Below are 24,236 nucleotides of genomic sequence, written 5' to 3'. Positions count from 1 at the left end.
GGCGGGGCCGAAGCCTGTCCCCGCGGGGACAGGCCCGAAGGGTCAGAAGGTCGCGCGGATGCGGAATCCGACCTGGGTGTAGTCGTCGTAGCTTTCGAAGCTCGGCTTGACCCACATGATATTGCCGCCGAGGCGCCAGTTCTCGGTGAGCGCGGCCTCGTAGAAGGCCTCGACCGCCGACTCGTCCTGCAGGTTGACCCCGTAGGCCCCCAGCGCGTCACCCAGCTTGTCGGACCAGTTGTACTTGCTCCAGGCTATACCCCAGCGGTCCCCCTGCCGCCCGTAGAGCGGCGAGTTGCCCCCGAGGCCCAACAGGAACATCTCGTCGAGCGGGTTGGGGTTGCCATCGCCGTAGCCGATCTGGCCAAAGACGCCCCAGCCGACCATCGGGTTTTGGGGATCGCTCCAGAGGTATTGCTGGAAGCTGACGCCGGTGTAATTGACCCCGTCCTTGGTGCCCGCGAAGGCGTCATCGCTGGGCGAAAGCAACAAGGATTCGTAGTCGGTGCCCTTCTTGGTCGAATGGGCAATGTTGAAGCTGTAAAAGCCGGGCATGCCGTTGATCTGGGTCGTGTAGGTGGCGGTGCCATTGTAGACCACGCCGTCGTCGAAGAGATCGTCCCAGAAGTCCTCGCCTTGTGCGTTGTTCGCATCATAGATCATCAGCGTATAGATCATCGGCGCATAGTTCACCGTCAGAACGCCGCCGAAAATGTAGGGCGGGAGCACGAAGTTGCCGGGGGCGCCGATGCCGAGGTACTGGAATCCACCCTGGCCCTGTCCGCCCAGAAGCGGCACCGCCTCGGCCAGATCGATCACGTTGAACTTGCCGAAGCTGACGCTGGTGGTGTTGCTGAACTGCTGCGTGAGGGTCAGCGACAGCGTGGTCTCATTGTCCGAGGTAACGGAGGGCAGCGTCGCGAAAGTGTTGGTCGGCCAGACCAGGCCGCCTTCGCCGAGGCCGACGTAGCCGTCGCCGTCGTTGTATTCGACGTGCCCGCTGATCGAACCTCCGGACCAGATCTCCGCGTAGTTGAGCTTGATGTCGACCCGCCAGTTGTAAAGCGCGTCGTCATCGGTGTCGCCGCTGGTTGGAACATCCGCGAAGGTGGTCAGCCCGAAGCTGAGTTGCGGCCCGCTGTTCTGCGCATGGGCGGCAAGGGGCAGGCCGGCAGAGGTCAGCAGGGCGGCAAGCAGCGTTGGGCGGAATGAAAGGCGGACAGTCATGGCAAATATCCTCGTATCGGAGGTGGCTGTTCCTTGGGAAATTACGGTCCCGGCAACGCGCCGCGCCTTGATCCTTCGTGGATCCCTCGCGCGGCCCCGGAACGGCACTCATTCAAACGCAGTCTCGAAAATGCTGATTTCCCGGCGAGAAACGAAGCCTTGAAACCCTGCGAAAAGCCTTCCACAGGAGCGTGATAAAAGCAATTCTGGATCTACCGTGGCGCGAACCGGTGCTAAGAGTGTGGCGCGGCTGCCCGGTATCGGTGCAGGCGTGCGGGTCGGGGTCGGCGGGTCAGCCGGTGCGGTTCCAGCGCAGCAGCGACAGCTCGTCCTGCGCGTCTGCCTCGCGCTTGGCACGCGCCTCGCGCTCTTCGGCGAGGCGCTTGAGACGGAGGATCTCGTAGGTCTTCTGCTCGGCCAGCGCGGCGCGCAGCTTCTCCTCGGAGCGGGCAAGCTCGGGTGCCAGCTTGGCGGCGTCGTTTGAGATGCGGTCGACCTCGGCGCGGATTGAGCGGATGAAACGCCCAAGGTAAGGGGCGCCCTCGAGCCCGTCGATCCGCGACTCGCCGGAGAGCCGCTCCAGCAGCGCCGTCTTGTCGTTTTCGAGCCTGTCCATGCGCGCGCGGATCGCGCCGGTCTCTGCCGCCTGCCGCTCGGTCTCGAGCGACTTGAGGCGCTCCATCACCTGTAGCGCGCGCAGGCGTCGCCGGGTGGCTTCAGTGGCCATCGGTCGGCGCGGCGGGGCTGTCGGGATTCGGCGCCGAGGGCATCGGCCGCTCGCCGCCGAGCGCCATCCGCATCCGGGCGAGGATGGGCTCGGGAAAGCCGTTCCCCGAGGGCGGCATGGCGTGGAACTTGCCCGGTCGGGCGGCGGAGATATAACCCAGCGTCGCCAAATCTTCCTTCGGGGTAGGTGCGCTTTCTGCCGAGGCCATGCCGGCGAAGAGCAGCAGGGGAAGGGTGCGCAGAAGGCTCATGCCGCGGGCAGTTCCTTTTGCGCGGCCTCGACCTCGTAGAAGTCGGGCTGCATCCGGGTCGGAATATTGCCGCGGCCGATCTCGACGCAGATGCTCGGCGGGTGGTCGGAGACCATGGCCACGAAGATGTCGCGGATGATGTGGTAGAAGGCCGCGTCCTCTTCCTCGATCTGGGCCAGGCGGCCGGAGATCGGCTGCACCATGCAGTACGCGAGGAACACGCCGAGGAAGGTGCCGACCAGCGCGCCACCGATCATCCCGCCGAGGATCTCGGGCGGTTGGTCGATAGAGGACATGGTCTTGATCACCCCCAGAACCGCCGCGACGATGCCGATCGCGGGCAGGCCGTCGGCCATGGTCTGGATCGCGTGCGCCGAGGCCATGGCCTCATGGTGGTGCTTCTTGATCTTGCGGTTTATCACGTCCTCAGTTTGGTACTTGTCGTCGAACTGCATCGACAGCATCCGGAAGCTGTCGCGGATCAGGTCGATCGCGAAATGGTCTGACGCGATGCGCGGGTAGCGCGCGAAGATGTCGCTCTCTTTCGGGGACTCGATGTGGCTGTCGAGGGCAAGGATGCCGCGGGACTTGTATATGCGCGACAGCTCGAACATCAGGTTGAGCAGGTCGGCGTAATCCTTGGTTTTCCAGCGCGGGCCCCGCACCACCTTGATCACGCCCTTGCCAGCGCTCTTGATGACCGTGAAGCTGTTGGCGATGACGAAGGCCCCGATCGAAGCGCCGCCGATCATCATGCCCTCGAAGGGCAGGGCGTGCAGCACGATGTCCATCTTGCCACCGGAGAGGATGAATCCTCCGAAGACCAGGCCGAAGACAAGGGCGAGACCGAGGATCAGCGTCATGGGGAAATCTCTGCTTGGCTCTTTTGCCGGGATGCGCCGGCTGTCATGATGAGCATATGTAAATTTGACTTTCTTTCAAGTATAAACAAGAATAGATTCCGAAGTTGAAGAATTGTTCGAGGCCGCTGATCATGAACGCCGAAAAGCTCGCATATTTTTTCGAGGCCGGTGAGCTTCTGACGGTCTTCGCCGAATGGCCCAACGAGATCGGCCTTGTGCTCTGCCTCGACGACGCGGGCACCTGCGAAATGGTGCTGCATCACCTTGACGAGGGACGCTCGGTGCTGCGCAAGGCCGCGGCGCTGCTGGACTGCGGCAAGGGCGGGTTCGCCGTCGTGCCTCCGGTCGAGGGCTACCCGACGCGTAGGGTGCTCTTCTCGGACGAGCAGAAGCTTCTGAAGCTGGTGGCCGGCGAGGATGACCTGCCGGAGATGGCCGAAGACTACCTGATCAACTACCGCTTCGAGCAGGAGCGCAAGGCGCGTTCGGCGCCGGCCCCCGCGCCGGTCACCGACCCCCTGGCCGAAAAGGTCAGCGCGGCGCTGCGCGGCCCCGAGCCCTTCCGTTGGCGCCCCCGGTTGCACCTCGCCGAGCTTGCGCCGCGACCAGTGGCGCGCCGCAAGCCCAAGCCCGAGATGCCCGAGGGCTACCTGCCCGCCGAGGTGGTTTCAGGCAGCGAGTGCCAGTTCGTGGAGGCGGAGGTCAGCCTCGGTCACCGCGGTGTCCGGGTGACCCTCTGCCCCGGGTTGGTGACCATCCAGACCCGCGCCGTGCTGGTCGAGGAGGTCGGTTTCCGCGATGATTTTTCGCGCTTCGTGCTGCCGCGTAAGGCGGTGCAAGGTTGGGTCGCCGGCGCGCCTCTGGTCATTGATATCCCCGAGAGCCGCTTTCCCGCCGCCCTGCGCCAGCGGTTTGCCGCATCGCCCCGCGTGGCCGAGGTGACGGTGACCGGACATGGGGTCTTTGTGGCGCCCGGCCCGGCGACGCAGTCCGCCGAACCCACGGTGCCGGCGGCGGCGGTGCCCGCGGTCGCGGCCAAGCCGCGCCGCGCCCGCCGCGTCTTCTCGCCGCTGCGGGTGGCGCTGGCGGTGCTCACCGGCGCGGGGCTGATGACCGGCACGATGATGCGGGCGGTGGAGATGCCGGCGAGCTTCGAGACATCGGTGTTCGAGATGGCCTTCGACAACTAGAGCGGGGCGTCGCCTTCGAGCACGTAACCCTGCGCCCGGATCGTGCGGACCCGCAGCGCGGTGCCGTAGCTCTCCTCCAGCTTCTTCCTGATCCTTCCGACATGCACATCGAAGCGCCGGTCGCCGTAGCTCCATTCGGCTCCGGCCACCTCTGCGGCGAGCGCGGACCGGCTGACGATCTGGCCGCGCCGCAGGTTCAGGAAAGCGAGAATGCGCTCTTCCAGCGGGGTCAGTCCGAGCTGTACCAGCCTCGCCGCGCGTTGCCCGGCAAGCGAGGCGCCCCGCAGTCTGACCGAAAGCCGTGCGCGCAGCTCCGAGGGATCATGGTCTGCCCGCAGCGCGTCATCGGCTCCGGCGGCGAAGATCTCGGCGGCGCCGCGCGGGCGGTTGCCGTGATCGATGGCGAGGATCACCGCATCGGGGACCAGCCGCCGCGCCTCGGCGATCAGCCCGAGCATGTCATCATCCCGCGGCAGATGGGCGGTCAGACCCACGAGCATGGCGGTCAGCGGCGCGCCCGGGGTCACCAACTCGCGGGCCTCGGCGGGGCGGGCGCGGCGCAGCACGCGGCGCAGTCCGCTGCGCTCGAGCATCTGCGACCAAGCGGTGCGCTGCGCCGTGTCGCGCTCGACAACCACGGCAAATGAGGCACGATTTGTCATTTCGCTCTCGTCGGACAAGGTTTTGTCGGATTTTTTCCCATGACTCGACGAAAACTCGCGGCATTCAACATGGATTAACCTTCTAATCCTATCTGCTCTACCAAGAGTGAGTAAGAACACTAAGTAGAGACAAGGGAATGGGTAAAGAGTTGCGAGGGTTCCTTTTGCGGATTTTAAGGTGGAGCCGGGCAAATGCGTCGTCACCGCGGGGCGACTCATACTCGATGCTGACATGCCGGGAAACCGGGATGCAAAAGCCCCTCCTGCGCAGGCATCTGCGCGAGGTTCTGGGGATGACGCCCGAGGAATACCGCAGGAAGTGGCGCCTGCCGAAAGACGCGCCGCTGGTTTCGCAATCCTACCTCGACCGGCGGGAAGCCGCTCGAAACATGGAGTGGGAAGGTTAAATTGCCGCAGCGGCAAGAATCTATGTAAAGTAAAAGTGCAATCCCCGTCGACGGGCGCGCTTGTTCAAGGACAAGCAAGAACGGACAGAAGTGCGTTTGGTCCCTTCGATGCGAAAGCAGAACGACGATCGGCAGGATGAGATTATGAGTGGACATGACGAATCGCAGGATATGGTGGCCCGGATCGTGGCGGCCTACGCGTCTAGACCGGACGTGACCCCGGATGAGATCGTGAATCTTTACAGGCGGTTGACGGGTGAGGTGCAGGACATGCCCGCCTCTGCCACGATGGCCGAGCCGGCGCACGGCGCCGCGCAGGGACACGGCGGGATGCGGCCCGCGCTGCCGGTGGCCCAGGCGGTGACCGAGGAAAAGGTCTACTGCCTGTGCTGCGGTCGCGGCTTCAAGATGCTCAAGCGCCACCTCGGTGCCGAGCACGGGATGACCGAAGCGCAGTACCGCGCGGCTTTCGGTCTTCCCGAGGACTTCCCGTTGGTGGCGCCGAGCTACTCGCGCAAGAAAGCGGCCCACGCCAAGGAGGCGGGCCTCGGAAAATACGACCGCACGGTGATGGCGGGACAAGAGTAAAGGCAGCGCATGGCAGGCACGAACGAGCAGTCGGTCATCATCAAGAGGATCGAGGAGACCGGCGGTCACGGGCATCACGGCGGCGCTTGGAAGGTCGCCTATGCCGACTTCATGACGGCGATGATGGCCTTCTTCCTGCTGCTCTGGATCCTTGCCGCCTCCGACGAGGAAAAACTGCGCGGACTTGCCGACTATTTCACCCCCTCGCTCTCCGAGTCCGGCGGGCGCGGAGATGGGTTGCTCGACGGCACGGTGCTGGGCCAGGATGGCGTAATGAGCGGCACCGACGGCCCGCAGAGCCCTGTGCAACTGCCGAGCTTCGGCCAGGAGAACCCGCTGGCGGTTTTCGACAGCCGCCTGCGCGACCCGGACTCGCGGGTCGTCGTGGAATTCGACTCGCGTCCCGACGGCACGCAGGACAGCCAGACGATCAACACAGGCGAGAACGGGGTCGCCGATGGTGCCGCCGCGGCGCAGGCCGCCGCGGATTCGGAGGCCGAGGCAGAGCAACTCGAACGTGCCGAGCAGGAGTGGCAGGAGACGCAGACCCGTCTCGAGCAGTCGATCACTGACCGCGTCACCGAGGATCCCAAGCTCGAGGCCATGATTGACAACCTGCTGTTCGAACGCACTGCGGACGGGCTCGAGATCCAGATCGTCGACAAGAACAGTACCTCGATGTTCGCGACCGGCAGTGCCCGGATCGAGGAGCGGACGCGCGACCTGCTGCGCATCGTTGCCGAGGCCATCGTCGACCTGCCGAACGAGATCTCGATTTCCGGGCACACAGACTCGGTGCCCTACGCGCGGGCGGGAACCTATTCCAACTGGGAGCTTTCGGCCGACCGCGCCAATGCCACGCGGCGCGTGTTGGTTGATACCGGGGTGAACCCGACCCGGATCACCCGTATTTCCGGCCTTGCTGATACGGTTCCACTGGACCCGGAGCACCCGCTGGCCCCGGAAAACCGCCGCATCAGCGTCACATTGCAGTATCCGCAGGATACGCAGCCCTGAGCGACGTCGCGGCGTTCGGAAATATGACCTAATAACTCACCACATTTAGTGTCCTGTTTGCAGCACCCTCCTGCATATCCACACCTAATTCGAGCTATGTAAAGATAAGTCAGAGGGTGTGGACTTCGGTTTGGCGCTTTGGCTCGGTCTGTTTCGGCGCCGGGAACCCCTGCAAACACAGGGCCTTCGAGGGGCGACTCTCCTGTCAGGATGTAGGGCTTGGAAAGTTCAACCCCCCTACATCTGGCGGAACCATTAACATTTGGTGGGTTTGCGGATATCCGCTCAAAATTTACTGTATGTCCTGGGGAAATGACTCACTTGGGGCATGGGTAAGCAGATGCGTGGCGGGGATGTACTTCGGTTGATCTGGCGGAACGGCGTGGCGCTGCCCGACACGGGCTTCGGCTTGCGGTTTCGTGCGGCGCTTTCCTCGATCCTGCCGGTCCAGGTGGTTATCCTGATCGCAAAGGGCGGCTGTGCGCGGCCGCTGGTCATGGCCGACGAGCTGGAACTGGCCCCCGCTCTGCCGCTTGGCGACGTGCTTGTCGAAGAGCTGCCGCTCGACTTGCCTTATGGCACGATGGTGGTGATGTTGCCGGAAGGCGAAATCCCATTCTCACAGTTGCTTGGCGAGACCGTGGGTGAGGCGCTGGTTTTGGCCCAGAGCCTTGGCGGTGTGCCGATGGAGCACGAGACCGACGCGCTCTATATCATGGCCCACGCCGCGATGCGCCGGGCCGCGACGCTGGTTCTAGAGCGGCATGACGTGGATCCGCAGGGCTTCTGCCGTGGGCTCGGTCGGTGCCTGTCGCGTCACTGGCTTGCCGAGCGACGCCCGCTGCTGCCCGATCCCATGCTGTTTATGCGCTCCGATTTCCTCTGGCAGCGGCAGCTTGCGGTTTATCTCGCGGATCTCGACCCAGGCTTCAGCTCGCCCGACCCTCTGCTCGTACCCGAGGACTTGCTGAGCGTCTCGGATGCACCGCTCCGGCTGAGCGAGTGGGCGGCGCGGACCGAGATCATGCTGCGCGCCGTCATGGGGGCGCCCGAGCGCGAAGACGCGCCGCTGAAGAGCAACTTGGCTGCACGGTTTAACCTTCAGTAAATCATTATATTCTTCCGAAGGTTGAAGAACTGTGTTTACTTGTTCTTGCAGGCAAGAATGAGTTGGGCGTTTCTTCATGATGTCCATGACGTACCAGGCAGCCATGCGCGAGCCATTTCTTGACGTAGAGCAGGAACGGACCGCCATCTGCGATTGGCAAGACAGCGGGGACCGCAAGGCCCTTGAGTTGCTGCTGCGCTCGCACGCGCGGCAGGCGTGGTCCCAGGCCGCGCGGTTCACCGACAACCCGGTGCATCTCGAGGACCTGGCGGCCGAGGGAATTCTCGGTCTGATCAAGGCCGCCGACTGTTTCGACCGTCAGCAGGAGGTGCGCTTCTCGACCTATGCGGCCTGGTGGGTGATGAACGGCATTTCCAGCGCGCTGGCGCGGATCAAGGCGGTGATCGATATCCCGGCACGCACCTATCTCGATGCCCAGACCGGCAAGCTCTCGGATGAGGAACGCGCCCGGATCCGTATGGCTACCCATGGGATCATCGCGCTCGACGGCGGTGACGACGAAGAGGATGGGCGCCCGCGGGACATTCTCGTATCGGGCGAGCCGGGCCCGGAAGAGCTGGTCACGCAAGAGAGCGAGCGGGCCATGCTGACACGCCTGCTGGCCGAGGCGCTGGAGCCGATGACCCCGGAAGAAGCCGCGGTGATCCGGCGCAGGCGCCTGCAGGCAGATCCCGAGCCCTTCGGCAGCATTGCCCGGGATCTCGGGGTGTCGCAGGACCGCCTGCGGCAGGTTGAAAAGCGCGCCATGCTGCGGCTGAGGCGCAATCTCATAGACAGGGGCTTCTCGCGAGCAGTGCTGACATGATCAATATTCTCGGCGCATTCGGCGGCGCGGGAGCCACGAATGGCGCCACGGCGGAAAAGCCGGCGGAAGGGGAGACACCCTTCGCCGGCCTTCTCGCGCTCTTGGGGGGGATGACGCGCCTCCGGCGGAAGGCGATGGGGCAGGGTCCGGCGAGCTCGGTGACATGCTCGCCGACGCCGCGGCGGCGCTGGCCGATCCAGACCTGTCCGAGGAAGAGATCACGGCCATTGTCGGCCCGCTGATCGCGCAGCTCGGCACAGCTTTGGCCGGCGATCCGGCGCTGCTGGAGCGCGCCGAAGCAATGGTTGCCGATCTCTCTGCGAGCTTTGGGAGCGAGGGCGCGGCGGACGAGATGTCCTGGCGTGACCTCTCCGAGGGGCTGGCAGACCTTCAGGCGTTGCTGGGCGGAGCCGATGAGATCGAGGGCGAACCCGCCGCGCTGGCAGCGCTCTTGGGCCAGGCCATTCTCGTGGCCGAAGAGGTCGCGCAGCCGCTCGGTCCGGCCGCCTCCGGGTTGGGGCAGCTTCTGTCGCTTCCCCTGCGCGGCCAGCCCGCAGAGGAAGGCGTGGCGGGGTCGAGGTTGCCAGAGGAAATCAGGCATCCTGCGGCTGAGTTGCGGGGGATCGCCGAAAAGGTGCCGCAGACCGATGGCGAGACCTCGGACGGGCAGCGGGCAGCGGTTCAGGTGCTGGCGGCGGGAACAACGGCTGCCCGGGTGGCCGCCCAGCCGGCGGAGGGCGCGGCATCGCACATGCAAGCCATGCCGCTTGCGCCGGTCTCCGCGACGCCGGTCTCCGCGACGCCGCTTGCCGCGAGCGGCCTTGTCGCCGCGCAGGTGGCTGGTACGTCGCCGCAACTGGCGGTGCAGGGGCAAGACGTGCTGGGTCAAATCCGCGCCAGCGCCAACGCCGAGGGAGAGATCAACGTCGAACTCAAGCCCGAGGGACTGGGCAAGGTCGAGATATCGCTGACGCCAGACGAGGCGGGCAAGCTGCAGGTCGTCGTGCGCGCCGATCAGGCGGCGGTGCTGTCCTCGCTGCGCTCCGACCGCGACGCGCTTCTGGCCCTGCTGCGCGACGCCGGGCATGCGGTCGAGGATGGCGCGCTCAGCTTCTCTGACATGGGGGCGCAGGGAGGCTCTCAGCACTCCGGCCAAAACCACGACGGCGCCCGCACGGGCGGTTACACGACTTACGGCAGCGTCAGCACCGAGGCATCGAGCCTCGACGGCGCAGTAACGCACTCACGCCTGCTGCCCGAGGGCAGCGTGGACATCAGCATTTGACGGGGACCTATCTCGATGGCCATTGATCCGTTCGGCACGACCAGCGTCAGCACGACCACCAGTTCCGCAAGCAGCTCGATGAGCCAGCTCTCTGAGGACTACGAGAGCTTCATCACCCTGCTTACCGCGCAGATCCAGAACCAGAACCCGCTGGAGCCGATGGACAGCACCACCTTCATCTCGCAGCTCGCGCAACTCAGCCAGGTAGAGCAGTCGGTTGCGACCAACTCCAACCTCGAGGGCATCTCCGACCAGCTGGCGTCGATGGGGGCCATCACCGGCCTGTCGCTGGTCGGCCGCTCGGTGGTGACCGCTACGGAGGGGGTGACGCTGGGCGAGGACGGCGGCTCCGCCGAGATGTCCTACGTCCTGGCTGCCGAGGCCGCGACTGCGACGCTGACGGTGACTGCAGAGGATGGCACCGTGCTGCGCAGCTACACCGGGCTCGACACCAGCGCCGGGGCGCGCCACACGGTGGTCTGGGATGGGCTCGACTACGAGGGGCTGCCGCTGCCGGCTGGCAACTATAAGATGAAGCTCGAGGCGTTGGATTCCGAAGGTACCACGATCGCCTCGCAGACCTATGCGCCGCTCAAGGTGCAGAGCATGACCTACGAAAACGGCCTCGCCACGCTCCACCTGGAGAACGGCGAGACCGTGCTTGCGGGCCTCATCGAGGAAATCATCTGAGCAGCTCAGCTGCGCGGCACGTCGGCCTTCACGAGCGACAGGAACAGGACTTCGGAGACATCGTCTCCGAAGTCTTTTTTCAGGTCCGCAGACAGCTCGCGCGACAGCACGCCGGTGTCGATGTTCACACCCTTCATGGTGTTGCCATCCGCGGCGCGGTGCATCGAGGTCAGGATCGCGTCGCGCAGGCGCGAAGCGTTCTCGGCGATGTTGAAGTTGACTGCGGTGGGTACGTCGCGCATGGCGACACCGACTTCCGAGACCACGTAGGTAATGCTGGAGGCGCGGTAGACCGGCACCGAGATCTTGCCAAGCGACACGATGCTGGAATCGTCCATCCGATCTTTGGTCAGGATGCCCGCGGTGTCAGCGGGCTCGTGGGAGATCTCGGTCTCGGGGTGACCACCGTTGCGGGCATGCTCGTGCGGCAACGGCTGCGCAATCTCGGTGTCATCCTCGGGCGTGGGGACGTGCTTCGGCCCTTTGGTCGCCAGATCGTCGAGGATCTGTTTGGCTGCCGCAGGCTCGACGGCTTCCGCTTTGGTTTTGACCGGCGCGGTCGCAGCGGGCGCCATCATGTGGCCGGCAGCGTAGCCAAGCGCTCCGAAGACGAGCGGCAGGGCGGCCAGGGCGATGTATGATTTCTTCATAACGAATCCCGCAGTTTCTCTGTCAGGGTCCGTAGTGACGTAAGATTCGGGCGATAGTTTCTTCAAATAAGGGCGCGATTTAGTTCAATAAGGCAAAATAACGTCCATCACGTCCTCGCCGTAACCGCGCGTCTGCTGCCGGCTGACCGAGCCGCGGCCACCGTAGGAGATGCGCGCCTCGGCGATCTTGTCGTAGGGAATGGCATTCGTACGATCGATGTCCTGCGGCCGGATGATGCCGGTGACGCGCAGCTCGCGCAGTTCCTCGTTGACCTTGACCTCCTGCCGGCCAGCGACGACGAAATTGCCGTTGGGCAGCTCCTGCACGACGAGCGCCGCCATGCGGAGGCTTATGCTCTCTTCGCGGTCGATGCTGCCGGAGCCGGAGGCGCCGGTGGTTGAGGTGATATCGACGATGTTGTCTCCCGATGGCAGATCCTCGGGGCCGACGCCGGGCAGGATCTTGTCGATCTGGCTGCCATAGCCGAAGAAACTGGGGAAACCCAAGGTCGAGCCGCCGGTGCGGCTGCGGTCCGATTCATTGCTGAGCGACGCTTCGTCCTCGATTTCGACGAGGATGGTCAGGATGTCACCGATCTGCGTTGCCCGCTGATCCCCGAAGAAGCCCGACGACCCTCGTTCCCAGAGCGACGCACCTTCTGCGCGGTAGGGTATGCGGTCGGGCTTGGGCGGCGGCATCGGAATGTTCACGCTGCGCGCTTCGGCCAGCGTCTCGGGGTCGATCCCGACGCGGCTCACCTCGGGCTCGCGGTCGAAGGCCGGGGTGCTGCAACCCGCCAGCAGGGCAAGGGCAGAGGCGGCCATCAGGCCATGGCGGAGCGGGGTCATCGGATCACCTCCACGAGGCCCGCCTCGCGCGCGATGGCGACGAGGGGGTATTGCTGACGAGATTGACGATGCGGATTTCCTGCCCGCGGTGGGCATCGGTGAGCGCGCGGCCCGGGGCGGTCACCACCAGCCGGCCATCGTCGTAGAGAATGTTCACCTTGTCGCCGCGGCCGACGACCAGCGGCTGCATCACGGATTGGGTCATCACCGGCCGTCCCTGCGCCAGCATCCGGCGCACCTGCATGCCGGCAAGCTTTTCCTCGTCGACCACGGTGAAGGCGCCGACCCGGCTCAGCGGCATTTCGACGCTCTTGATGTCCTGCGCGCCGATCAGGTCGCCGGGCATCAGCCGGCGGGTGGGCACGGGCAGGCTGCGCGTGGCGATGATGAAGCCCTGCAGGCGGTGCGTCACCCCGTCTTCGGTCACCGCGTTGGCAAGGAACTGGCCGCTGTCACGATCCATCCAGAAGGCCGAAATTGTCTCGGCCTCGTCGATCATCGCGCCCTTGAACCGCACGCGCAGGTTCGCCTCGGCCGGAAGCGACTCTGCCCAGCTCATCCGGGCCTGCTCTTCGATGAGCACGTCGGGCGTTTCGGCGTGTGCAGAAAGCGGCGCCAGCATCAGCGCGGCGAGGAGGGCAGCGAGGCAGCGCATGGGCTCAGCGGATCTGGTTCGCGGCGGACATCATCTGATCGGCGGTCTCGATGGCCTTGGAGTTCATCTCGTAGGCGCGCTGCGCCTGGATGAGGTCGGTGATCTGCCGGATGATGTCGACGTTCGAGCTTTCGAGGTACCCCTGGCGCAGGATACCGACGCCCTCGTCGCCGGGTACTGCGGGGATCGGATCGCCGGAGGCCACTGTCGCCTGCAGCATGTTGTTGCCCAGCGGGCGCATGCCGGCATCATTGACGAAGGTGGTCAGGGTGAGTTGGCCCACCTCGACAGGGGTTGTGTCATTGCCGGTGTAGGCGCTGACGATGCCGGTTTCGCTGATCGAGATCGAGACCGTGTCGTCGGGCAGCACGATCCCCGGGTCGATCTCGTAGCCCTGTTCGTTGACGATCTGCCCCTCGGCCGACAGGCGGAACGAGCCGTCGCGGGTGTAGGCCTGGCTGCCGTCGGGCATGTTCACGGTGAAATAGCCGCGCCCGTCGATCGCCATGTCGAGCTGGTTCTCGGTCTGCGCCAGGCCGCCTTGGGTGTTGAGCCGTACGGTGCCCGCGGTGCGCACACCCAGGCCGATGTCGAGGCCGGTGGGGCGGGTATTGCCCTCCTCGGCGGTCACCGCGCCCTCGCGGGTGATGTTCTCGTAGATGAGGTCGGTGAAGCTCGCCCGCGAGGCCTTGAAGCCCGTGGTATTGGCGTTGGCGATGTTGTTGGAGATGACATCGACGTTGGTCTGCTGTGCCATCATGCCGGTTGCGGCGATTCCGAGTGCCTTCATGGTCGTCCCTTCCTCAGCTGTTCCGGATCCGGCTCAGCATGTCCTTTTTCAGCTCGTCATCCGATTGCACCAGGTTCAGCGACTGCTGATAGGCTTGCTGGATCTCGATCAGCCGGGTGACCTCGGTCACCGCCTGAACGTTGCTCATCTCGACGGCGCCCTGGATGATCTGGGTTCCGCTCTCGTCTGGCAGCAGCCCGCCATTGCCGTCCTGCGGCACGAACATGCCGCCGCCCGAGCGCCCGAGGCTCTGCCGGTCGGGCAGGGTGAAAACTCCGATCTGTCCCAGAACGGCACCTTCGGCATCCGAGATCACCCCGTCATTGGAGATGCTGACCGTCGAGGCCTGCGCCGGCGGCAGCACCATCGGTGCGCCGCCCGCATCCAGCACCTGCGCGCCGCTGGCGGTGATCACCCGGCCCTCGGCATCGAGCACGAAGGCTCCGTCACGGCCGAAGGCGGTCTGTCCCTGCGCGGTCTGGTAGGCGAACCAGCCCTCTCCGCTCAGCGCGAGGTCGAGCGCATTGCCGGTGGGCATGATCGCGCCCGAGCTGTTGTCGACGTAGGAGCCGCGGTCGAGCACATAGTTGGTGCCGTCGCCGGCCAGCGCCGCGTCGTCCTGCTGGAGATAGGTCTCGAACAACACCCGCTCGGCCTTGAAGCCGGTCGAATTGGCATTGGCGATGTTGTTCGAGGTCACGTCCATCTGCCGCTCGAGAGCGGTGAGCCGGGAGAGTGCGACGTAAATCGAATTATCCATGCAAATTGCCCGTCAATATTTGCTCGATCATTCTTTTCTTGCTGATGATGCGGGTTTTGCTAAGATAACGCAAGCATTATGATGATAAGGCGGGCGTGATCGGTGGTCTATTCTTGCGCATGGGTGGGGCGGCAGGCGGCGGTGGTGGCGCTGGTCCTCTGCGGCTGCCCGGCGCTCGCCGAGCGCGCCAGCCCCGCGCAGATCGCCCAGGTCACCCCGGCAGTCTTGGCCGAGCCGCGGGTGATCGACCCGCCCGCGCTCTATCTTGGTGCCCGCGCCGGTCAGCCCTTTCTCGAGGAGCGCGCGCATCTCATGGATGCGGTGATCGCGGCGGAGGACCGTCAGCCCGACCTTGCCCGCGCCCTGACCGATCTCGCCGAGTTCTTCTTCGCTCATGCGATGGCCCCCGAAGGTCTTTCGGTGCTGAGTGCCGTGCGCGGCGAGGGGGTGCCGCTGGCGCACGAGTTGCGGGCGCGTGCGTTCGAACTGGCGCTCGGCCTGATCGATGAGCGCCGCCGCCCGTTGACCGACCGCGCGGCAGCGCTGCTCGGTCCGGGGCACGACGGCTGGCCCGATCAGCCGCTTTTCCTTGCCCTTTCGCACATCCGCGACGGAAGCTGCACAGAAGCTGGGCCGCTGCTGGCGCGCGCCGTTGCGCGCCTTGCGCGTTTCCCCTCGCCGGTGCGGGCGCGGGTGCTGCCGGGGCTGCTCGAATGCGCCATCCAGACCGGGCAATGGCGCCTCGCGCGCGATCTGGCGGCATCCTTTGATGACTACCCCGAGCTGAAGGGCGGAGCCGCCTATTACTACCTGCTTGGGTCCGTGGCCGAGACGGTCGACAAGCCGCTGGCCGCCTTCGACAGCTACGCGCATGTGATCTCGGGTCGGGATGTGTGGGCGCACCGCGCGCGGCGGGCGCTGGTCTCGCTGGGTCTAAGGCGAGATGCGCTCTCGACCGGCGAGGCGATCCAGTTGCTCGAACTGGAGTCCGAGATGTGGCGGGGCGACGACTCCTCGGGAGAGGTGCTCGACGAGCTGGCGTCGCTGCAGGTCATCGCCGGGCGCAAGGTCGAGGCGATCGAGACCTACGGGCTTCTGGTGTCGCGCCGCGCCGGCACGCCGCAGGCGGCCGCCGCGCATCAGAAGGCGCGGGCGCTGATAGAAGACCTCTATCGCAAGGGCTCGGAGGGAGAGATCTCCCTCGGCGACTTCATGGCGGATCACACGCGCATTTCGCGCTACTTCCGCTTCACGCAGGGTTTCGCGCTGGCTTCGGAGATGTTTGCCGACACCTTCCGAAAAGCCGGAGCAACCAAGGTTGCCGCCGAAGAATATGCCACCACACACGACTACCTCACGGCGGCACAGGACTTGGGCATCACCACCGCGGAAGATGGGCAATTGGCGCGCCTCAAAGTGAAGGAAGCCGAGACTTTGCTGGCGGGCGGCCAGTTCGAGGCTCTGGGCACGCTGCTCCTGCAGCCGATCACGTTGTCTGATCCGGATCTGAAACACCGTTTCGATCTGGTTTCGGCCCGCTACTTCGATGAGACGGGACAGAGTGCCGAGCTGCTGGCCGACACGGACGAGCGGGGTGAAACCACGCAGATCCTGCGCCTGCGGGCGCTGGCGCGTTTTGAGCGGGGGGACTGGGCTCCGGCGGCCACGGCCTACGGGACGCTGCATGCGCGCGAGGGCAGTGCGCTGCCGCTGCCGGACGCGATCCGCTACCTGCTGGCCGCGCACCGCAGTGGCGACAATGCCCGGGCAGCCGAGCTTGCGGAGACCTTTCCGAGCCTGACCGAACTGCCGGGCTGGGCCGAGATCGCGCGCGGGTTGACCGAGCCGGCGCCGGCGCTGCTGCCGTTGCGCGAGGAAACCGCGCGAGCGCGGATCGACAAGGCGCAGCAGACGCTCGACAGCCTGCCGGAGACGGGGAACCTCAATTGATCGAGGGATCTAAACACCTCGCAAGATCAGTCAAGATTCGGCGGGCTCTCGCTGAAATTAATACAAGTAAAGGCGGATTTAACCATGGTGAAACCTGGTTCGCCTATGTGACCAGTCAGTAAAAGTTCAACTGCGACCAACAGGGCGAGACGGACATGAGCATTTCCAGCGCGATGGCGGCCGGGGTCAGTGGCCTCACGGCGAACTCCAATGCGGTTGAACGCATTTCCAACAATATTGCGAACGCGGATACGGCAGGCTATCGCCGCAGCTTCGCGCAAATGATCACCTCGGGTTCGACCGCCGCCACCGGCAGCACCTCTGCCGGTGTGGCGACGACGATCACCCATTCGAACACCACCGAGGGGACCTTTCAGGAAACCTCGGTCGCGTCGAACCTGACGATCAACGGCAGCGGCTTCTTCGTGGTCAACTCGAACATCGACGCGGGCTACACGACGGGCAACATGTTTACCCGCGACGGCAGCTTCGCGCCGGATGAGAAAGGCAACCTGGTGAATGGCGCCGGGCTCTACCTGATGGGCTTTGCCTATGGTGCCGATGGAGAGCTTGGCGCGGTGGACCGGTCCAGCTTTGCCGATCTCGAGCCGATCAACGTCGCCAGCCAGTCGATCAACGGCTCGGCCACGGGGGCCATCGGGATCAGCGGCACGCTGCCCTCGCAGGAGACCGGCCTCGCCACGCCGGGGAGCGCGTTTACCACCTCGGTCGAGTTCTACAACGATCTCGGCGAGGCGGACCGGCTGACGCTCTCCTTCCAGCCAACCGCCGCCGATGACACCTGGGACGTCACCATCTCGGGCCCCGGCGGTGACTACGGCAGCGTCACGATGACCTTCAACAACAGCGGCCCCAATGCGGGTTCGCCGGCGAGCTACACCAACGTGACCTCGCTGGCGACGGCGCCCGCGGGCTTCGCCTTCGATGTGGCCACCGGTGAGGTGAGCCTGACGATCAACAATGGCACCACGCCGCAGACCATGACCATGTCGCTTGGCGCGCCTGGCGCCTTCGACGGGCTGACCCAGTTCGCCGGGGATTACACGCCGATGAAGGTCGATGCCGACGGCAGCGAGAGCGGCGTGCTGACCAGCGTCGAATTCGACGAATCCGGCGACGTTTGGGGCATCTTCGACAACGGCACCCGCAAGCCGCTCTACTCGGTGCCGCTGGCAACCTTCGCCAACGCCAACGGGCTTGCGACCTCGAACAACTCGACCTTCCAGGTGTCGGGCGAGTCCGGCGATTTCTATCTCGGTGCGTCGGGCACCGGCGAGACCGGCTCGCTCACCTCGGGCGGAATCGAGGGCTCGAACGTCGACATCGCGCAGGAACTCACCAGCCTCATCCAGCGTCAGCGCGCCTATTCCTCTAACGCGAAGATCATCACGACCGCCGACGAGATGCTGAACGAAACCGTCAATCTCAAGCGCTGAGCCCCGGGCGGAACCGGGTGACAGACTTGGCATATAGGATCGCACCATGAGCCTTTCCGCGGCCCTCAACGCGGCACGCAGCGGGATGAGCGTCACCTCCCGCTGGGCGCAGACGACCTCGAACAACATCGCCAATGCCAACAACGCCTCTTATTCGCGGCGCGATCCGACCATCGTGTCGGGCAATCAGGGTGGGGTCACGATCAGCGAGATCACCCAGGCGGTGAACACCTCGCTCGACAGCATGTACCGGCTCGAGGTCTCGCGCACCGCAACCCAGGACGCGATCGCGACGGGCCTGTCGCTCTATGCATCGCAACTGAGCAACACCGAGTCCGACGTCACACTGCTCACCCGGCTCACCGACCTGCAGAACAGCTTCGGGCTGATGGCGGCGAGCCCCGCGGACAGCTCGTTGCAGCTCGTCGCGGTGGGCGAGGCGCAGGAACTTGCGCAGTCCCTGAACGCCGCCTCGGGCGCGCTGGTGGACGCGCGGGCGCAGGCGCTGTCCTCGGCACAGAACGACATCGTCAGCGTGAACGCGACGCTGGCCGACCTGGCCGAGATGAACGCGCAGCTCTCCAGCGGCAAGCTCAGCGAGGGCCAGACGCTGGCGCTGGGGGACAAGATCACCGCGGCGCTTGACGGGCTGGCGGAGAAGATGGATTTCACCATGCGCACCGATGCCAAGGGGCGAATGGAGATCTTCACCACCGGCGGCACCGCGCTGCTGCAGGGAGAGGCGGCCCAGTCGATCAACTTCGATGCGCAGACCGGCGTGCTGAGCGCGGGCGGCGTCGACATCACGCCCGGCGTTGCCGGGGTGCGCGGCATCGCCGAGGGCTCGCTCGCGGGTCAAGTCACCCTCTACAACGACACGATCCCTGAGATGAGCGCGCAGCTCGACGAGGTGGCGCGTGCCCTGGTGGACGTCTTCGAAAGCGCCGATGCCTCTCTGGCGCCCGGTGAGCCGGGGCTGTTCACCGATACGGGGGCCGCGCTGAGCGTCCCCGTGACCGCCGGGCTTGCCGCGCGGATCGCGGTGAACAGTGCCGTTGTTCCCGACGAGGGCGGCGCGGCCTGGCGTCTGCGCAACGGCATGTCGGCGACGGTCGAGGGCGAGAGCAACGAGACGACCCAGCTCAATGCGTTCATCGATGGGATGGCAACGAAGACCAGCTTCGACGGATCGCTTGGACTTGGCGACACCGCCACGCTCGCGGACTACATGTCGGCCCTCATCTCGGGTCAGAACACCACCCGCGCAAGAGCCGAGAGCGCTGCCGAGACCAACGCCGCGGCCGCGATGACGGTGCAGGAAACCCGCCTCGGCTTCATGGGGGTCAACGTCGATGACGAGCTGCAGCAGCTCGTTGCCATCGAGCAGGCCTATTCCGCCAATGCGCAGGTCATGACCACGGTCATGTCCATGCTCGACACGCTGCTCGACAGCTTCTGATCCCGGAGCCCGCCATGATTTACCTCAGCAAAGGTGCCTCAACGCTCTACTCGAGCCTGCTGCGCCGGAACCAGAATGCGGAACTGTCGAACGCGCTGTCGCGCGCCGAACAGGAGCTGTCGACCGGCTACAAGAGCGACATCTACAAGTCGATCGGGCTCGGCGCGACCGAGGCGCTCAGCCTCAACGCCCGGCTCGATCGCGACGAGGCGCAGTCGGCCGCCAATGCGCTCACGTTGTCGCGGATCGAGATGACCACAGAGGCGCTCGGCTCCATGCGCGAGTCGGTGCAGGAGGCGCTCGATCTCGCGGTGGCCAATTCCGAGCATTCGGCAAACGGCGTCACCGGTGTGCAGATCGCCGCCAGGGCCGCGCTCGACGCGCTGATCGGCCATTCGGCGCAAGCCTATTCGGGCATGAGCCTCTTCTCGGGTACCGTGAATGTCACCAGTGCTCTTCAGCCCTGGGGGCAGGCGCAATCGGACAGCGGCCTGTCTCCGGAAGGCGTGCTGGCAGGTCTGCTGTCAGGAGGGCTCAACTCCGCCGCCGACGCGGATGCGGTTCTGGCAGAGATCGACGCGATTTTCTCCGACACCGCCGCTGATCCCGCCACGAACTACCAGTCGCTGTTCTACAATGGCTCGGTCGGCAATGCCCGGCAGCGCGCCAACCTCGGGGATGGTGTCAGCGTTGCCTATGGCGTGCAGGCGGACGACGAAGCCTTCCGGCAGGTGGTCAAGGGACTGATCCTGCTGGTCGCGCAGGATCCGGCGGAGATCGGCGACGGCGAAGCCTACAACACATGGATGGGCGCCGCCGTGAAGGCGCTGTCCGGCGGCGTGACCGGTCTGCTGGAGACCGAGACGCAGGTTTCCACCGTCGCGGCGCGTCTTGAGACCGAGAACGAAAAAATCGCGGACCGGGCAGTGCTCTACAAGACGCGCCTGATGGAGCTCGACGGCGTCGATGCCTACGAGGCGGCAAGCAACGTGACCCTGCTGCAGACCCAGCTCGAGGCCAGCTACACGGTCACAGCGCGCCTATCCCAGCTGAGCTTTCTGAACTACATGTGACCGGTCGGCGAGGCTGAGGCGCGCCGTCTCGGCCTTCTTGCCGGCTCCGGCTTCAGTTTCGGCTTCGGCGCCGGGTGCCAGCTTGTAGCCACGCCCGCGGATCGTGCGGATGTGCGGATCGCCCGAAGGCGACATTTCCTCGATCTTCTTGCGGATGCGGCAGATGTAGACGTCGATCACCTTGTCGAAGGGCTGGTCCTCGGCCATGCCGTAGACCGCGTCGTAGATCACCGATTTCGACACCACGCGGGGCGCCGCAAGCGCGATCTGCTGGAAGATCGCCAGCTCGCGCTGCGACAGGCGCATGGGCGTGCCGGCCACGTCGGGATCGCGGCCGTCGAAATAGGCGGTGATATCGCCGATCCGCACCGATCCGGCCGCATGGCCGTGGAACCGCCGCGTGATGGCATTTACCCGCGCGCGCAGTTCGGGACCGGTGAGCGGGCCGACGATGTCGTCATCGGCGCCGGCATCCAGCGCTTCCATCGCCGCCTCGGGATCGCGCTGGTCGCGCAGCACGAGGATCGGGTTGCGGCAGCCGGACTTGCGGAGGCGGAAGATATGCTCGACGGTCCGCGGCTGCTCCGACAGCAACACCGGCCGGTCTGCGTAGCCGTCGCTGCTCAGCAGCCCGAGCTCGCGCTCGAAGAAATCGTCACCCACGGCCACGGTCTGCCATTGCGCCGCATCCAGTTCGGAGAGCAGGCCGCTGAAGGAGTTTGAACGTGGCTCGTAAAGATAGATATGCACAAGGCTCTCCCGATAGCCGGCCGTCACTGATTATCCATGATGGATAGGCGGATCATGAGGACAAATTTTTGTCAGGTCAAGCAATACACAAGGATAGCATGATTAGTTTGGAAAATGTCGTTGAAGAAATTGGCGATACGATGTTTAATTCTTGAAACACCGGACCGCACCCAGGAGTCCCATGCGTATCGCAGCCTGTCTCGTCGCCGCCAGCTTGGCGCTCTTCGTGGCGCTTCCCGCCTCGTCGGATGTCCGGATCAAGGATATCGCGACCTTCGAAGGCGTGCGGGAAAACCAGCTTGTCGGCTATGGCCTCGTGGTCGGACTCAACGGTACCGGCGACAGCCTGCGCAACAGCCCCTTCACCGAGAAGAGCATCGAGGCGATGCTCGAGCGGCTCGGAGTCGGCAACCTCTCCGACGACCAGATCAAGACCAGCAACACTGCCGCCGTGATGGTCACCGCCATGCTGCCGCCCTTCGCCCGGCTCGGCTCGCCGATCGACGTGGTGGTCTCCTCTCTGGGGGATGCCAGCTCGCTGCGCGGCGGCACGCTGATCGTGACTCCGCTGACCGGTGCCGATGGCGAGGTTTACGCCGTGGCGCAGGGGCCGATCGCCGTCGCAGGCTACGCCGCGCAGGGCATGGCCGCCTCGGTGGTCGAGGGCGTGCCGACCGTGGCGCGGATCGAGAACGGCGCGACGGTCGAGAACGAGGTCGAATTCGCGCTCGCCTCGCTCAGCTCCATCCGCATCGCGCTGCGCAATCCCGATTTCACCACCGCGACCCGCATGGCCGAGGCGATCAACAAGCGCATGGGCAGCAACACCGCCACCGCGCTCGATCCGGGCACGGTCGAGGTCGCGCTGCATGGCGCGGGCAAGGGCGACGTGGCGGGCATCCTGTCGGACGTCGAGAACATCCGCGTCGATCCCGATGCCGTGGCCAAGGTGGTGATCGACGCGCGTTCGGGCACCATCGTCATCGGCGAGGACGTTCGGATCGACCGCGTGGCGGTCAGCCAGGGCGGGCTTACGGTCATGGTGCGCGAGGATCCCGAGGTCAGCCAGCCCGAGCCGATCACCATCGGCGGCACCACCGTCGTCGTGCCGCGCACCACCGTGGCGGTGGACGAGCAGGAAACCCATTTCACCATCCTCGAGGGCGCCGACGTCAGCCTGCAGCGGCTGGTCGATGCGCTCAACGCCATCGGGCTGACCGCGACGCAGACGATTTCCATCCTGCAGGCGATCAAGGCTGCCGGCGCGCTGCATGCCGATCTTGAGATCATCTAGGGGAGAGACCCGATGGACGTGAAGAGCTCCATGGCCGCCTTGCAGGTCACCGGCACGCAGATCGCCCAGCCGGGTATGGTTGCGCCCGACGCCCCGGCCAGCGCCGCCAAGGAATTCGAGGCGATGTTCCTCACCGAGATGGTCAACGAGATGCTGAGCGAAGTGGATCTCGGCGATTTCGGCGGCGGCAAGGCCGAGGAGCACTGGCGCTATTTCCTCGCCGAGGCCTTCGGCAAGGAGCTGGCAGAGCAGGGCGGCGCGGGCATCGCGCGCAACCTGGAACAGGCGATGTCGGCCTATGGGGCCGCCCGCCGTGGAGACAAGACATGACCGAGATGACCCGCCCCCGCGCCCATGCGCTGATCGACCGGCTGTCGCGCCTGCTGCGCGAGGAGATCGCCGCCATCGGCAAGGGCGAACTGGCGCGCGTCGAGCAGCTCTTTCCGCGCAAGCAGGAGCTGCTGGCCGAGATCGAGGCCGCCTTCGCCGACCCCGAGCTGCTGCTCGGCGGCGAGGACCCGGCGGCGGCGAAGCTGCGCGAGAGCCTGTCGGAGCTGCGCGAGCTGATCCACGGCGACCTGGCGCTGCTGCGCCGGATGACCGAGGCGACCGGCGCGGTGGCGAAAGAGATCGACCGGATCCGCGAGCGCCAGAGTTTGCGGGGTGTTTATGGCAAGGATGGCACCAAATCGACACAATGCGTTACCCAGACGCAACGCTTCGATCAGTCGGTTTAGCGTTAACCTTCCTTTAACCGCTCGCTCCAATCTCTCGTGGTACGGATAGCCTACGGCAGGACCGTTTTCGCCAGAAAGGCGAAGCACAACGATAGAAATCGGAGCAGATACAATGTCTTCCATCAATACCAATGCGAGCGCGATGAACGCGCTGTCGACCCTGCGCGGCATCAACAAGAACCTCGAAGAAACGCAGAGCCGCATCTCGACCGGCCTCAAGGTTCAGTCGGGCAAGGACAACGCGTCTTACTTCCAGATCTCGACGACGATGAGCGCTGAGAGTGGGATGAACACCGCAATCAACGAGGGCCTGACCCTCGCAAAGAACTCGATTTCGACAGCAGCTCTGGGCGCCGAAGAAATCGTCAAACTCGCCAAGGACTACATGGATCGCGCCGCCTTCGCGCAGGAAGAAGGTGTCGATCAAGCGGCGGTTGGAACCGAACTGACGGCTTTGACCGAGCAGATGAAGACAATCATCGCTCAGTCCGTATTCAACGGCGAGAACCTTCTGGATGCGGGTGGCGCCAAAGTTATTACGACCGGTGTCACCCGCAACGCTACTGGTGGCCTTGAGACCACCAACCAAACTTTCACGTTCGAGGCCTTTTCGGATATCGTTACGGAGCTTGAAAACCAAACCACGGCCATAACTGCCTCGACCGCTGGCCAACCGGAATTTGAAGCCGCGCTCGGGCTCGCGCAGGCGGAGGTTGATAAAGCGATTGCAGGCGCAACCACACTTGGCGTTTCCGAAAAGGCCATCGAGACCCAACAGTCGTTCCTGAACAACCTGACTGACCGTCTCGACAGCGGCGTTGGCGCCATGGTCGATGCCGACATGGAAGAGGAAGCGGCGCGTCTGCAGGCGCTGCAGGTCCAGCAGCAGCTGGCCACGCAGTCGCTGTCGATCGCCAACTCCGCACCGCAGAACATTCTGTCGCTCTTCCGCTAATAGCGCTGGAAGCGGCA

At 65.1% G+C, this 24,236-nt stretch carries 27 protein-coding genes; 16 read left to right on the top strand and 11 right to left on the bottom strand.

What is annotated here, in order from left to right; genetic code table 11:
• Positions 1–42 precede the first annotated feature (42 nt).
• The 4 genes from CEW88_RS20700 to motA form a co-directional block, all read right to left on the bottom strand.
• Positions 43–1,227: a carbohydrate porin gene (locus CEW88_RS20700; RefSeq protein WP_108970255.1), complete on the bottom strand. Its 1,185-nt coding sequence runs from the start codon at positions 1,225–1,227 to the stop codon at positions 43–45.
• Between the two features lie 292 nt (positions 1,228–1,519).
• The gene (locus CEW88_RS20695) at positions 1,520–1,954 is read right to left on the bottom strand and encodes a flagellar FliJ family protein (protein WP_108970254.1); all 435 of its coding nucleotides are present in this window, start codon (positions 1,952–1,954) and stop codon (positions 1,520–1,522) included.
• Positions 1,944–2,204, bottom strand: a complete 261-nt coding sequence (locus tag CEW88_RS20690; RefSeq protein WP_108970253.1) for a hypothetical protein — start codon at positions 2,202–2,204, stop codon at positions 1,944–1,946. Before CEW88_RS20690 ends, CEW88_RS20695 begins: the two co-directional genes overlap by 11 nt.
• Positions 2,201–3,067: a flagellar motor stator protein MotA gene (gene motA, locus CEW88_RS20685; protein WP_108970252.1), complete on the bottom strand. Its 867-nt coding sequence runs from the start codon at positions 3,065–3,067 to the stop codon at positions 2,201–2,203. The genes CEW88_RS20690 and motA overlap by 4 nt, the downstream gene beginning before the upstream one ends.
• Before the next feature lie 131 nt (positions 3,068–3,198).
• On the opposite strand from motA, the gene CEW88_RS20680 reads away from it, so the two are divergent.
• Complete coding sequence (locus tag CEW88_RS20680) at positions 3,199–4,257, top strand: hypothetical protein (RefSeq protein WP_108970251.1); 1,059 nt, start codon at positions 3,199–3,201, stop codon at positions 4,255–4,257.
• Here CEW88_RS20680 and CEW88_RS20675 read toward each other — a convergent pair.
• Positions 4,254–4,919 (bottom strand): response regulator transcription factor, encoded by a 666-nt coding sequence (locus CEW88_RS20675; RefSeq protein ID WP_159099695.1) that lies wholly within the window; start codon positions 4,917–4,919, stop codon positions 4,254–4,256. The genes CEW88_RS20680 and CEW88_RS20675 overlap by 4 nt on opposite strands.
• A 137-nt stretch (positions 4,920–5,056) precedes the next feature.
• Between CEW88_RS20675 and CEW88_RS24625 the strand changes: the two genes are divergently transcribed.
• The 7 genes from CEW88_RS24625 to CEW88_RS20640 all read left to right on the top strand — a co-directional run bounded on the left by CEW88_RS24625 (position 5,057) and on the right by CEW88_RS20640 (position 10,840).
• Positions 5,057–5,326 carry a MucR family transcriptional regulator gene (locus CEW88_RS24625; protein WP_108970418.1) on the top strand — a complete coding sequence of 90 codons (270 nt, stop codon included), beginning with the start codon at positions 5,057–5,059 and terminating at the stop codon, positions 5,324–5,326.
• A gap of 144 nt (positions 5,327–5,470) precedes the next feature.
• Complete coding sequence (locus CEW88_RS20665; protein ID WP_108970417.1) at positions 5,471–5,914, top strand: MucR family transcriptional regulator; 444 nt, start codon at positions 5,471–5,473, stop codon at positions 5,912–5,914.
• A 9-nt stretch (positions 5,915–5,923) separates the two neighbouring features.
• The gene (locus tag CEW88_RS20660) at positions 5,924–6,931 is read left to right on the top strand and encodes a flagellar motor protein MotB (protein ID WP_108970249.1); all 1,008 of its coding nucleotides are present in this window, start codon (positions 5,924–5,926) and stop codon (positions 6,929–6,931) included.
• Between the two features lie 328 nt (positions 6,932–7,259).
• The gene (locus tag CEW88_RS20655) at positions 7,260–8,039 is read left to right on the top strand and encodes a hypothetical protein (RefSeq protein ID WP_108970248.1); all 780 of its coding nucleotides are present in this window, start codon (positions 7,260–7,262) and stop codon (positions 8,037–8,039) included.
• 76 nt (positions 8,040–8,115) lie between these two features.
• On the top strand, positions 8,116–8,865 hold the full coding sequence (locus tag CEW88_RS20650) for a sigma-70 family RNA polymerase sigma factor (RefSeq protein ID WP_108970247.1): 750 nt from the start codon (positions 8,116–8,118) through the stop codon (positions 8,863–8,865).
• Positions 8,866–9,028: 163 nt separating this feature from the next.
• Complete coding sequence (locus tag CEW88_RS20645) at positions 9,029–10,150, top strand: flagellar hook-length control protein FliK (RefSeq protein WP_108970246.1); 1,122 nt, start codon at positions 9,029–9,031, stop codon at positions 10,148–10,150.
• 15 nt (positions 10,151–10,165) lie between these two features.
• Positions 10,166–10,840: a flagellar hook assembly protein FlgD gene (locus tag CEW88_RS20640; protein WP_108970245.1), complete on the top strand. Its 675-nt coding sequence runs from the start codon at positions 10,166–10,168 to the stop codon at positions 10,838–10,840.
• A 5-nt stretch (positions 10,841–10,845) separates the two neighbouring features.
• Here the strand turns inward: CEW88_RS20640 and CEW88_RS20635 are convergent, their stop codons facing one another.
• The 5 genes from CEW88_RS20635 to flgF form a co-directional block, all read right to left on the bottom strand.
• Positions 10,846–11,490, bottom strand: coding sequence for a hypothetical protein (locus CEW88_RS20635; RefSeq protein ID WP_108970244.1), 645 nt, complete (start codon positions 11,488–11,490; stop codon positions 10,846–10,848).
• An 84-nt stretch (positions 11,491–11,574) separates the two neighbouring features.
• A complete protein-coding gene (gene flgH / locus CEW88_RS20630) occupies positions 11,575–12,339 on the bottom strand; it encodes a flagellar basal body L-ring protein FlgH (RefSeq protein ID WP_108970243.1) in 765 nt (254 codons plus the stop codon).
• A 4-nt stretch (positions 12,340–12,343) separates the two neighbouring features.
• The gene (flgA, locus tag CEW88_RS20625) at positions 12,344–12,994 is read right to left on the bottom strand and encodes a flagellar basal body P-ring formation chaperone FlgA (protein ID WP_254694555.1); all 651 of its coding nucleotides are present in this window, start codon (positions 12,992–12,994) and stop codon (positions 12,344–12,346) included.
• A gap of 4 nt (positions 12,995–12,998) precedes the next feature.
• Positions 12,999–13,784 (bottom strand): flagellar basal-body rod protein FlgG, encoded by a 786-nt coding sequence (flgG, locus tag CEW88_RS20620; protein WP_108970242.1) that lies wholly within the window; start codon positions 13,782–13,784, stop codon positions 12,999–13,001.
• 13 nt (positions 13,785–13,797) lie between these two features.
• Positions 13,798–14,544 (bottom strand): flagellar basal-body rod protein FlgF, encoded by a 747-nt coding sequence (flgF, locus tag CEW88_RS20615; protein ID WP_108970241.1) that lies wholly within the window; start codon positions 14,542–14,544, stop codon positions 13,798–13,800.
• A 102-nt stretch (positions 14,545–14,646) separates the two neighbouring features.
• On the opposite strand from flgF, the gene CEW88_RS20610 reads away from it, so the two are divergent.
• The 4 genes from CEW88_RS20610 (at position 14,647) to CEW88_RS20595 (ending at position 20,483) form a co-directional block, all read left to right on the top strand.
• Positions 14,647–16,494, top strand: coding sequence for a hypothetical protein (locus CEW88_RS20610; protein ID WP_159099693.1), 1,848 nt, complete (start codon positions 14,647–14,649; stop codon positions 16,492–16,494).
• A gap of 155 nt (positions 16,495–16,649) precedes the next feature.
• Entirely contained in the window at positions 16,650–17,951 is a 1,302-nt protein-coding gene (locus CEW88_RS20605) for a flagellar hook protein FlgE (RefSeq protein WP_108970239.1), read from the top strand.
• 46 nt (positions 17,952–17,997) lie between these two features.
• Positions 17,998–19,410, top strand: coding sequence for a flagellar hook-associated protein FlgK (flgK, locus tag CEW88_RS20600; RefSeq protein ID WP_108970238.1), 1,413 nt, complete (start codon positions 17,998–18,000; stop codon positions 19,408–19,410).
• A 14-nt stretch (positions 19,411–19,424) separates the two neighbouring features.
• Positions 19,425–20,483, top strand: coding sequence for a flagellin (locus CEW88_RS20595; RefSeq protein ID WP_108970237.1), 1,059 nt, complete (start codon positions 19,425–19,427; stop codon positions 20,481–20,483).
• Here CEW88_RS20595 and CEW88_RS20590 read toward each other — a convergent pair.
• A complete protein-coding gene (locus CEW88_RS20590) occupies positions 20,451–21,233 on the bottom strand; it encodes a response regulator transcription factor (protein ID WP_108970236.1) in 783 nt (260 codons plus the stop codon). The two genes, CEW88_RS20595 and CEW88_RS20590, sit on opposite strands and share 33 nt — an antisense overlap.
• A 181-nt stretch (positions 21,234–21,414) precedes the next feature.
• On the opposite strand from CEW88_RS20590, the gene CEW88_RS20585 reads away from it, so the two are divergent.
• The 4 genes from CEW88_RS20585 (at position 21,415) to CEW88_RS20570 (ending at position 24,219) form a co-directional block, all read left to right on the top strand.
• Positions 21,415–22,527 (top strand): flagellar basal body P-ring protein FlgI, encoded by a 1,113-nt coding sequence (locus CEW88_RS20585; protein ID WP_108970235.1) that lies wholly within the window; start codon positions 21,415–21,417, stop codon positions 22,525–22,527.
• A 12-nt stretch (positions 22,528–22,539) separates the two neighbouring features.
• Positions 22,540–22,857 (top strand): rod-binding protein, encoded by a 318-nt coding sequence (locus tag CEW88_RS20580; RefSeq protein WP_254694554.1) that lies wholly within the window; start codon positions 22,540–22,542, stop codon positions 22,855–22,857.
• A complete protein-coding gene (locus CEW88_RS20575) occupies positions 22,854–23,264 on the top strand; it encodes a hypothetical protein (protein WP_108970234.1) in 411 nt (136 codons plus the stop codon). Before CEW88_RS20580 ends, CEW88_RS20575 begins: the two co-directional genes overlap by 4 nt.
• A 112-nt stretch (positions 23,265–23,376) precedes the next feature.
• Positions 23,377–24,219, top strand: coding sequence for a flagellin (locus CEW88_RS20570; RefSeq protein ID WP_108970233.1), 843 nt, complete (start codon positions 23,377–23,379; stop codon positions 24,217–24,219).
• The last annotated feature ends 17 nt before the right edge of the window (positions 24,220–24,236 follow it).

The organism is Alloyangia pacifica, from assembly GCF_003111685.1.
Taxonomy (GTDB): Bacteria; Pseudomonadota; Alphaproteobacteria; order Rhodobacterales; family Rhodobacteraceae; genus Salipiger; species Salipiger pacificus_A.
This window is presented reverse-complemented; position numbering and strand designations above follow the sequence as displayed.

Excerpts from the sequence above, each read along its gene's own strand:
- CEW88_RS20640 (WP_108970245.1), top strand. The coding sequence starts at position 10,166 with ATGGCCATTGATCCGTTCGGCACGACCAGCGTCAGCACGACCACCAGT.
- CEW88_RS20655 (WP_108970248.1), top strand. The coding sequence starts at position 7,260 with ATGGGTAAGCAGATGCGTGGCGGGGATGTACTTCGGTTGATCTGGCGG.
- CEW88_RS24625 (WP_108970418.1), top strand. The coding sequence starts at position 5,057 with ATGGGTAAAGAGTTGCGAGGGTTCCTTTTGCGGATTTTAAGGTGGAGC.
- CEW88_RS20635 (WP_108970244.1), bottom strand. The coding sequence starts at position 11,490 with ATGAAGAAATCATACATCGCCCTGGCCGCCCTGCCGCTCGTCTTCGGA.
- motA (WP_108970252.1), bottom strand. The coding sequence starts at position 3,067 with ATGACGCTGATCCTCGGTCTCGCCCTTGTCTTCGGCCTGGTCTTCGGA.
- CEW88_RS20665 (WP_108970417.1), top strand. The coding sequence starts at position 5,471 with ATGAGTGGACATGACGAATCGCAGGATATGGTGGCCCGGATCGTGGCG.
- CEW88_RS20575 (WP_108970234.1), top strand. The coding sequence starts at position 22,854 with ATGACCGAGATGACCCGCCCCCGCGCCCATGCGCTGATCGACCGGCTG.
- CEW88_RS20695 (WP_108970254.1), bottom strand. The coding sequence starts at position 1,954 with ATGGCCACTGAAGCCACCCGGCGACGCCTGCGCGCGCTACAGGTGATG.
- flgA (WP_254694555.1), bottom strand. The coding sequence starts at position 12,994 with ATGCGCTGCCTCGCTGCCCTCCTCGCCGCGCTGATGCTGGCGCCGCTT.
- CEW88_RS20570 (WP_108970233.1), top strand. The coding sequence starts at position 23,377 with ATGTCTTCCATCAATACCAATGCGAGCGCGATGAACGCGCTGTCGACC.
- flgG (WP_108970242.1), bottom strand. The coding sequence starts at position 13,784 with ATGAAGGCACTCGGAATCGCCGCAACCGGCATGATGGCACAGCAGACC.
- CEW88_RS20690 (WP_108970253.1), bottom strand. The coding sequence starts at position 2,204 with ATGAGCCTTCTGCGCACCCTTCCCCTGCTGCTCTTCGCCGGCATGGCC.
- CEW88_RS20595 (WP_108970237.1), top strand. The coding sequence starts at position 19,425 with ATGATTTACCTCAGCAAAGGTGCCTCAACGCTCTACTCGAGCCTGCTG.
- CEW88_RS20645 (WP_108970246.1), top strand. The coding sequence starts at position 9,029 with ATGCTCGCCGACGCCGCGGCGGCGCTGGCCGATCCAGACCTGTCCGAG.
- flgH (WP_108970243.1), bottom strand. The coding sequence starts at position 12,339 with ATGACCCCGCTCCGCCATGGCCTGATGGCCGCCTCTGCCCTTGCCCTG.
- CEW88_RS20585 (WP_108970235.1), top strand. The coding sequence starts at position 21,415 with ATGCGTATCGCAGCCTGTCTCGTCGCCGCCAGCTTGGCGCTCTTCGTG.
- CEW88_RS20580 (WP_254694554.1), top strand. The coding sequence starts at position 22,540 with ATGGACGTGAAGAGCTCCATGGCCGCCTTGCAGGTCACCGGCACGCAG.
- flgK (WP_108970238.1), top strand. The coding sequence starts at position 17,998 with ATGAGCCTTTCCGCGGCCCTCAACGCGGCACGCAGCGGGATGAGCGTC.
- flgF (WP_108970241.1), bottom strand. The coding sequence starts at position 14,544 with ATGGATAATTCGATTTACGTCGCACTCTCCCGGCTCACCGCTCTCGAG.
- CEW88_RS20680 (WP_108970251.1), top strand. The coding sequence starts at position 3,199 with ATGAACGCCGAAAAGCTCGCATATTTTTTCGAGGCCGGTGAGCTTCTG.
- CEW88_RS20675 (WP_159099695.1), bottom strand. The coding sequence starts at position 4,919 with ATGACAAATCGTGCCTCATTTGCCGTGGTTGTCGAGCGCGACACGGCG.
- CEW88_RS20660 (WP_108970249.1), top strand. The coding sequence starts at position 5,924 with ATGGCAGGCACGAACGAGCAGTCGGTCATCATCAAGAGGATCGAGGAG.
- CEW88_RS20650 (WP_108970247.1), top strand. The coding sequence starts at position 8,116 with ATGATGTCCATGACGTACCAGGCAGCCATGCGCGAGCCATTTCTTGAC.
- CEW88_RS20700 (WP_108970255.1), bottom strand. The coding sequence starts at position 1,227 with ATGACTGTCCGCCTTTCATTCCGCCCAACGCTGCTTGCCGCCCTGCTG.
- CEW88_RS20605 (WP_108970239.1), top strand. The coding sequence starts at position 16,650 with ATGAGCATTTCCAGCGCGATGGCGGCCGGGGTCAGTGGCCTCACGGCG.